Source organism: Ideonella azotifigens (assembly GCF_006519715.1).
Taxonomy (GTDB): Bacteria; Pseudomonadota; Gammaproteobacteria; order Burkholderiales; family Burkholderiaceae_C; genus Ideonella; species Ideonella azotifigens.
This window is the reverse complement of the sequence record NZ_VIDT01000247.1, coordinates 1-7,400: the sequence shown is the minus strand read 5'-3', so window position 1 is coordinate 7,400 and position 7,400 is coordinate 1. Positions and strand designations below refer to the sequence as shown.

The window sequence follows — 7,400 nt, the reverse complement described above, 5'->3', positions numbered from 1 at the left end:
GGCTGGTTCAGCCTGGGGGTCGGGTGGCGGCTCCTGCGGGCTGCCTCCAGACAGCCGCGCACGCTCGGCATAGCGATTGAAGCGCCAGGCCTTGGCGTCCAGCGTGATGCGGCGCCAGACCTGGCGCTTTTCCACCGGGCTCAGCTGCGGCCAGTGCTGCACCTCGTCTTCACTGCGGCCGCAGCCTTTGCAGATCGGGTCGCCCTGGGCGGTCGAGCAGATGGCGATGCAGGGCGCGTCCGGCGTGCTGGCGTACCAGTCCAGCCAGGCAGCGCGGGCGCGCGCGGGCATGCTGGCCTCGTCTGCCTCGGGCTCGTGGTAATAGACCATCAGCGCATAGACCTCGGCCAGCGCCCGGACTTCGGGGCAGGCGGAGATGCCGTCGGCAGAAGGAGAGCGCTCGCGCCACCAGTTGATGGCCGATTCGATGTCGGTGATGTGAATGCCGGGCATGGGGGCGGTATTGTGGCGCGGCGCGCCACCCTGCTGCCCACCAGGGCATCGCCGGCGGACTTTCAGCGGAGCTGCATGCCTGGCTGGGTATCGGCCAATACGGCTGGCGCCGGCGCGCTGAGGTGCGGACCGGAACTGACGCGAAGCGTTTTCGCTGCTCGGTGCTGCTGCACCCATAGCCCGCCTACCAAGCCCAACAACAGCATGACCAGCAGACCTGCGGTGACCCAAAGGCCAAGGTGCGAACCGTCTTCCAGATCGTCGAACATGGGGGTGCTCCTCTGTCGGCGTGGCAAGGCGTGGGGACGAGGGACTGATTCTAGGGATGGCGTCCGCCGACAGGTTGGCTTTCCTTCCAAGGAAAACCCGCGTCGGGGCCGTTCCGGATGCGATGAATTCACGCAAGCAAGCAGGTTTTTTGTGCGCTGCCGGATATGACGGACGCTTACCTGACCCGCATCACCAGCAGTCCCTGGTTGACCCAGGTCTGCAGCGCCGAGGCCAGCAGGCCAGGCGCGGCTTCGTCCCCCACCTGCTGCGCCGCCACATGGCCCAGCTCGCCAAACGGCACACCGGCCAGCGTGGCCTGCAGCAGCGCGGCTTCTTCGGTCTGCAGCGAACGCCAGCGGGTGTCCAGCGCCTGGCGCCAGACCAGCAACTGATGCTGCAGCGGCTCGGGCGGCCTGGTGTCTGCATCTTCCGGCGCATGCGTGAGCTGCTGCCACAGCGGCTCGACGGCCCAGTCGAGTTCCAGCAACTGCAGCGAAGCATGGGCGGCCAAGCGCAGGCCGACCCAGTCTTGCGGCGCCAGCGTGGCGAGCTGCGCGCCATCCAGCGGCGCGGCGTCGGCTGCGTCGAAGCTCAGGCCCAGCGCCCACTCCATGCGGGCCAGGTCGGACAGTGCAGGGTGGGGCAGCGCATTCGGTTGTTGCTGCAGGTAAGCGGGCAACGCGGCGCCGAACCAACGGATGGACGGCGTGTGCGGCGGGTGATGTGCGATGAAGCCCATGGCCAGCTCGGCGAAGTCGTCGTCGCCCAGCACGCGGTGCAGCACGGGGTAGTTGGAACGCAGCGCTTCAATCAGGCGGCCGCGCCAGGCGTTGCGGTAGATGCCCAGCGAGACCTGCGGCGACTCGGGCCTGCCGTGCAGTGCGCGCAGCAGCGGCGGCAAGGCGGCGGCGGGTGGCGCCTCCGCTTGCTGGATCAAAGCGGCCAGTGCGAGCTGGGCATTGCGCAAGCTGTCCAGCGTCATGCGGCCTCCGGCACTTCGGCCAAGGCCTGCACGGCATGTCCACGTGCCAGCGCGAGTTCGGCCAGCAACTCCGGCAGCGGCGGGATGTGGTCGTCGCGTTCGATCATGGTGGGCAGCGGGCCGAAGCGGCGCAGCGTGTGGCGGTACAGGTCCCAGACCCCATCGCAAACCGGCTGGTCATGCGTGTCGATCAGCCAGCTGCGGCCGCCGTGCGTTTCCTCGCTGTGGCCCGCGAGGTGCAGCTGGCGCACCTGGCCCAGCGGCAGGGTGTCGATGAAAGCCTTGGCGTCGAAGCCGTGGTTGTGCGCGCTGACAAAGACGTTGTTGACGTCCAGCAGCAGCTCGCTGCCGGTGCGCTGCAGCAAGGCGGCAAGGAACTCGGCTTCGTTCATTTCGTCGCCTGCCCATGCGGCGTAGCTGGAGACGTTCTCCAGCACCAGCGGCCGGCCCAGCGTGTCCTGCACCTGCTGCACCCGGCTGGCCACATGGCGCAGGCTGGTCTCGGTGTAGGGCACCGGCAGCAGGTCGTGCAGCTGGGTGCCGGCCACGCCGGTCCAGCAGAGGTGGTCCGAGACCCAGCCGGGCTCGATGCGCTGCGCCAGCGCACGCAGCTGGCGCAGGTAGTCGATGTCCAGTGGGTCGGTGCCGCCGATGGACAGCGACACGCCGTGCATCACCATGGGCACGTCACGGCGGACGGCGTCCAGGTGGGCCAACGGCTTGCCGCCGGGTACCAGGTAGTTTTCACTGATCACCTCCAGCCAGTCCACACCCCATGCGGGCGCGGGTTGCCGGCGGAAGTCGGCGTAATGTTCGGGCCGCAAGCCCAGGCCAAAGCCGGTCAAGTTGGGCATGGTGTCAGGTGCGGCGCGCCGCAGGCGCCACCGCATGGTCAAGTGGCGTGCGCGGATCCGGCTTTGCCGGTCCGCTGCGCGAGCCCCCTCGGGGGGGCAGCCCCCTGGCAGGGGGGCGTGGGGGTCACTTGGCCACGGTGCCGCCGGCCTTGGTGCATTCCGCAGCCGAGGACTTGCTGACCCAGCCCTGGCCCTTGCAGCTGTTCTGGCCCTTGCACTCGTTCTTGGCGGTCTTGCACTCGGACGTGCCCTTGCAGCTGTTGACGCCGGTGCAGTGCACGGCGCCATCGGCCGCGTGCGCGGCCAGCGGGGCCACGCCCATCGTGAACATGGCGGCGGCTGCAGCAGCGATGGCGACACCGGTCTTGGCGGTATGGAACATGGGATGACTCCTGTGATGGTGATGAAGAAACAGACGGCGCTTCCTTCAGGAAGGCGACCCGGACTTGTCATCCGGGCTGAACGTCAGTCGCACCAGCCGCGCGGTTCTTACAGCACCCACAAAAGAAATTTCACCAGGGCCGGCGGCCCATGCCCAGCACCTTGCGGTACCACTCGTGGAAGTGCTGCATGCCGTCTTCCATCGGGCTCTGGTACGGCCCGGCTTCATCATCGCCGCGCAGCAGCAGCGCATGGCGGCCCGCGTCCATGCGCTCGGCAATCTCGTCGTCCTCGACGCAGGTCTCCATGTACGCCGCGCGCTGGGCTTCGACGAAGTCGCGCTCGAAGGCTGCGATCTCCTCGGGGTAGTAGAACTCGACCACGTTGAGCGTCTTCTGCGGCCCTTGCGGGTACAGCGTCGAGATGGTCAGCACGTGCGGATACCACTCGATCATGATGTTCGGGTAGTAGGTCAGCCAGATCGCGCCCTGCTTGGGCGGCCGGCCGCCGTTGAACTTCATCACCGCGTCGTGCCAGCGCTGGTAGGCCGGCGAACCGGCCCGCTCCAACCCGCCGTTGACGCCCACCGTCTGCACCGAATAGTGCTTGCCGAACTCCCAGCTCAGGTCGTCGCAGGTGACGAACTGGCCCAGGCCTGGGTGGAACGGGCCGACGTGGTAATCCTCCAGGTAGACCTCGATGAAGGTCTTCCAGTTGTAGTTGCAGACGTGCTTTTCGACGTGATCGAGCACGTAGCCGGAGAAGTCCAGGTCGGCGCGGGGGCCGAGTTGCGCGAGGTCGGCGGCCACGTCGCGGCCGTTGTCCTCGAAGACCATGCCGTTCCAGGTCCGCAGCTTGTAGTTGTTCAGGTGCAGGCAGGGGTCGTGGTCGAAGTGCGGTGCACCCACCAGTTGGCCCTGCAGGTCGTAAGTCCAGCGATGCAGCGGGCAGACGATGTTGGCGCGCGTGTTGCCACGGCCCTTCAACATCACCGCCTGGCGGTGCCGGCAGACGTTCGAGATCAGCTCCAGCCCGTTGCGCGAGCGCACGAGCGCACGCCCCTCGCCTTCCTGCGGCAGGGCGTAGAAGTCGCCTATTTCGGGAACGGACAGTTCGTGCGCCAGGTAGCGCGGTCCGTGCTGAAAGATGAGTTCCTGTTCACGGCGGAACAGATCCTCATCGAAGTAGGTGCTGACAGAGAGTTGCGAGCGCGCGCGCTCCAGAGCTTCCAGCTTGATGCTCAGGTCCGACATGATCCCCAGGATCTCCAAAAAACATGTCTGTAAACCCCCCACCCGGTGGCCCCGCGGATGGGTTTGTGACAAATGAAAAGCCCTCTCGGCAAGGAGAGGGCGGTCTGGCATTCTAACCAAGGGAAAGCAACAGGTCTGCCAGACGATGGGAATTTTCACCAAATGCGCTTTGCATTCGGCAACATGACCGGATCTTCCGCCAGACCTCGGGCAGACCCTGACTACAATCGCGCTAAATTTTCACCTGCCGAAATGCCCAGCGAGTTGCTTTCATCCGCCAGCCCCCTGCCCGCGAGCTACGACGACGCGGTCGCCGAGCTGGACCAACTGGTGCTGGCGATGGAGACCGGCCAGATGCCGCTGGACCGCCTGCTGGAGAGCTACCAGCGCGGCGCGGTGCTGCTGGGCTTCTGCCGTGAGCGGCTTCAGGCAGTTGAAGTACAAGTCAAGGTTCTGGAGGAAGGGCAACTCAAGCCCTGGGCAGCTGCATGACGAATGAAGATCTGGATCGCTGGGTCCGAGAGGAACTGCGGTCCATCGAGCAAGCGCTCGACCGCCTGGTGCCGGCCGATGCACCGGTCGGCCTGGGTCAAGCCATGCGCTACGCCGTGCTGGACGGTGGCAAGCGCCTGCGCCCGCTGCTGGTGCGCGCCGCCTGCGACGCCAGCCTCGGCCACGCCGAAGCGGCCACGCGCGCCGCGGTGGCGGTCGAACTGATCCACGCCTACTCGCTGGTGCACGACGACATGCCGTGCATGGACGACGACGCGCTGCGCCGCGGCAAGCCCACGGTGCATGTCCAATATGGCGAGGCCCAGGCCATGCTGGCCGGCGATGCGATGCAGGCGCTGGCCTTCGAGGTGCTGACGCCGGAAGACGGCTCGGTGTCGCCCGAATTGCAGGCCCGGCTGGTCGGCCTGCTGGCGCGTGCCGCTGGCCATGCCGGCATGGCTGGCGGCCAGGCGATCGACCTGGCCAGCGTCGGCAAGCCGCTGAGCGAAACCGTGCTGCGCGACATGCACCGCCGCAAGACGGGTGCCTTGCTGCAAGCCAGCGTGTTGATGGGCGCTGCTTGCGGCACCATCAGCGCCCCCGCCTGGCAGGCCCTGTCCGAATACGGTGCAGCCATCGGCCTGGCTTTCCAGGTGATGGACGACATCCTCGACGTGACCCAGGTCAGTGAGGTGCTGGGCAAGACGGCGGGCAAGGACATGGATGCCAACAAGCCGACCTATGTCTCGGTGCTGGGCCTGGACTCGGCGCTGGCCTATGCCCGCGCACTGCACGAGCAGGCGCTGAAGGCGCTGGAGCGCAGCGGGCTGCCCGCGAAGCACCTGGGCTGGCTGGCCGACCTGGTGGTCGACCGGGAACACTGAGGGCGACACCCTGGCCAGCGCACATTACAAGAGTTCAGCGGAGCGAATCGCATGAGTCAAAACACGCTGTTGGAAAGCGTCCAGGGTCCGGAGGCACTGCGGCAGATGAGCCGTGCGCAGCTCAAGACCCTGGCCCAGGAACTGCGCGACTTCCTGCTGCAATCGGTCAGCCGCACCGGCGGGCACTTGTCGTCCAACCTCGGCACAGTGGAACTGACCATCGCGCTGCACCATGTGTTCAACACGCCGCATGACCGCCTGGTCTGGGATGTGGGCCACCAGTCCTATCCGCACAAGATCCTGACAGGCCGCCGCGAAGCCATGGCCACGCTGAAGCAACTGGGTGGCATCAGCGGCTTTCCGCGCCGCTGCGAGAGCGAATACGACACCTTTGGCGTGGGCCATTCGTCGACCTCGATCTCGGCTGCGCTGGGCATGGCCCATGCCGCGAGGCTGAAGGGCGAGAACCGCAAGGCCGTGGCCGTCATTGGTGACGGCGCGCTGACCGGCGGCATGGCCTTCGAGGCCTTGAACCACGGCGGCTACCAGGGCGCAGCCGGCCTGCCCGACATGCTGGTCATCCTGAATGACAACGACATGTCGATCTCGCCGCCGGTGGGTGCGCTGAACCGCTACCTGGCGCGGCTGATGAGTGGCAAGTTCTACGCTGCGGCGCGCGAAGGCGCCAAGAGCGTGCTGCGCAACACGCCGCTGTACGAGTTCGCCAAGCGCTTCGAGGAGCACACCAAGGGCATGGTCGTGCCCGGCACCATCTTTGAAGAATTCGGCTTCAACTACGTGGGTCCGATCGACGGCCATGACCTCGATTCGCTGGTGCCGACGCTGGAAAACCTGCGCGACGCCAAAGGCCCGCAGTTCCTGCACGTGGTCACCAAGAAGGGCTACGGCTACGAGCTGGCCGAGGCCGACCCGGTCAACTACCACGGTCCCGGCAAGTTCGACCCCAAGGTCGGCATCCAGAAGCCCGCCACGCCGCCCAAGACCACCTTCACCCAGGTCTTCGGCCAGTGGCTGTGCGACATGGCCGAGGCGGACGAACGCCTGGTCGGCATCACGCCGGCCATGCGCGAAGGCTCCGGCCTCGTGGAGTTCGAGAAGCGCTTCCCCAAGCGTTATCACGACGTCGGCATTGCCGAGCAGCATGCGGTGACCTTTGCCGCCGGCCTGGCCTGCGAAGGCCTGAAGCCGGTGGTGGCGATCTATTCGACCTTCCTGCAGCGCGGCTATGACCAGCTGATCCACGACGTGGCGATCCAGAACCTGCCGGTGGTTTTCGCGGTGGACCGCGGCGGCCTGGTCGGTGCCGACGGTGCCACCCACGCCGGTGCCTTCGATCTGGCCTACCTGCGCTGCGTGCCGAACATGGCAGTGCTGGCACCGGCCGACGAAAACGAATGCCGCCAGGCGCTGTCTACCGCGTTTGCGCATGCCGGCCCGGCCGCTGTGCGCTACCCGCGCGGCGCGGGTGCTGGCGTGGCCGTCGAGCCTGCGCTGTCGACCCTGCCCTGGGGTCGCGGCGAAGTGCGCCGCAAGGGCTCGCGCATCGCCATCCTGGCCTTTGGCACGCTGCTGTACCCTGCACTGGCCGCTGCTGAAAAGCTGGGTGCAACGGTTGCCAACATGCGCTTCGTCAAGCCGCTGGACCAAGCGCTGGTGCTCGAACTCGCCCGTACCCACGACCACCTCGTGACCGTGGAAGAGGGCTGCATCGCCGGTGGTGCCGGCAGCGCGGTGCTGGAGTGCCTGGCCGCCGCAGGCCTGGCGGTGCCGGTGTTGCAACTGGGCCTGCCGGACCAGTTCATCGAACACG

At 67.0% G+C, this 7,400-nt stretch carries 9 protein-coding genes; 3 read left to right on the top strand and 6 right to left on the bottom strand.

Annotated features, from left to right (window positions below; translation table 11 throughout):
* From FKP22_RS15635 to FKP22_RS15610, 6 genes are all read right to left on the bottom strand, one after another.
* The coding region (locus FKP22_RS15635) for a DUF3717 domain-containing protein (protein WP_141288393.1) at positions 1-453 on the bottom strand (453 nt) is incomplete at its 3' end.
* A 62-nt stretch (positions 454-515) separates the two neighbouring features.
* On the bottom strand, positions 516-722 hold the full coding sequence (locus tag FKP22_RS15630; RefSeq protein WP_141288392.1) for a hypothetical protein: 207 nt from the start codon (positions 720-722) through the stop codon (positions 516-518).
* Between the two features lie 176 nt (positions 723-898).
* Positions 899-1,705, bottom strand: coding sequence for an HvfC/BufC N-terminal domain-containing protein (locus FKP22_RS15625; protein ID WP_141288391.1), 807 nt, complete (start codon positions 1,703-1,705; stop codon positions 899-901).
* The gene (gene bufB / locus FKP22_RS15620) at positions 1,702-2,559 is read right to left on the bottom strand and encodes an MNIO family bufferin maturase (protein WP_141288390.1); all 858 of its coding nucleotides are present in this window, start codon (positions 2,557-2,559) and stop codon (positions 1,702-1,704) included. The genes FKP22_RS15625 and bufB overlap by 4 nt, the downstream gene beginning before the upstream one ends.
* A gap of 124 nt (positions 2,560-2,683) precedes the next feature.
* Positions 2,684-2,941, bottom strand: coding sequence for a BufA2 family periplasmic bufferin-type metallophore (gene bufA2, locus FKP22_RS15615; protein WP_141288389.1), 258 nt, complete (start codon positions 2,939-2,941; stop codon positions 2,684-2,686).
* 130 nt (positions 2,942-3,071) lie between these two features.
* Complete coding sequence (locus tag FKP22_RS15610; RefSeq protein ID WP_141288388.1) at positions 3,072-4,193, bottom strand: aromatic ring-hydroxylating oxygenase subunit alpha; 1,122 nt, start codon at positions 4,191-4,193, stop codon at positions 3,072-3,074.
* A 252-nt stretch (positions 4,194-4,445) separates the two neighbouring features.
* Between FKP22_RS15610 and xseB the strand changes: the two genes are divergently transcribed.
* The 3 genes from xseB to dxs all read left to right on the top strand — a co-directional run.
* Positions 4,446-4,685 (top strand): exodeoxyribonuclease VII small subunit, encoded by a 240-nt coding sequence (gene xseB / locus FKP22_RS15605; protein ID WP_141288394.1) that lies wholly within the window; start codon positions 4,446-4,448, stop codon positions 4,683-4,685.
* Positions 4,682-5,569, top strand: coding sequence for a polyprenyl synthetase family protein (locus FKP22_RS15600; RefSeq protein ID WP_141288387.1), 888 nt, complete (start codon positions 4,682-4,684; stop codon positions 5,567-5,569). The genes xseB and FKP22_RS15600 overlap by 4 nt, the downstream gene beginning before the upstream one ends.
* Positions 5,570-5,620: 51 nt before the next feature.
* A partial coding sequence (dxs, locus tag FKP22_RS15595) for a 1-deoxy-D-xylulose-5-phosphate synthase (protein WP_141288386.1) occupies positions 5,621-7,400 on the top strand: 1,780 nt, incomplete at its 3' end.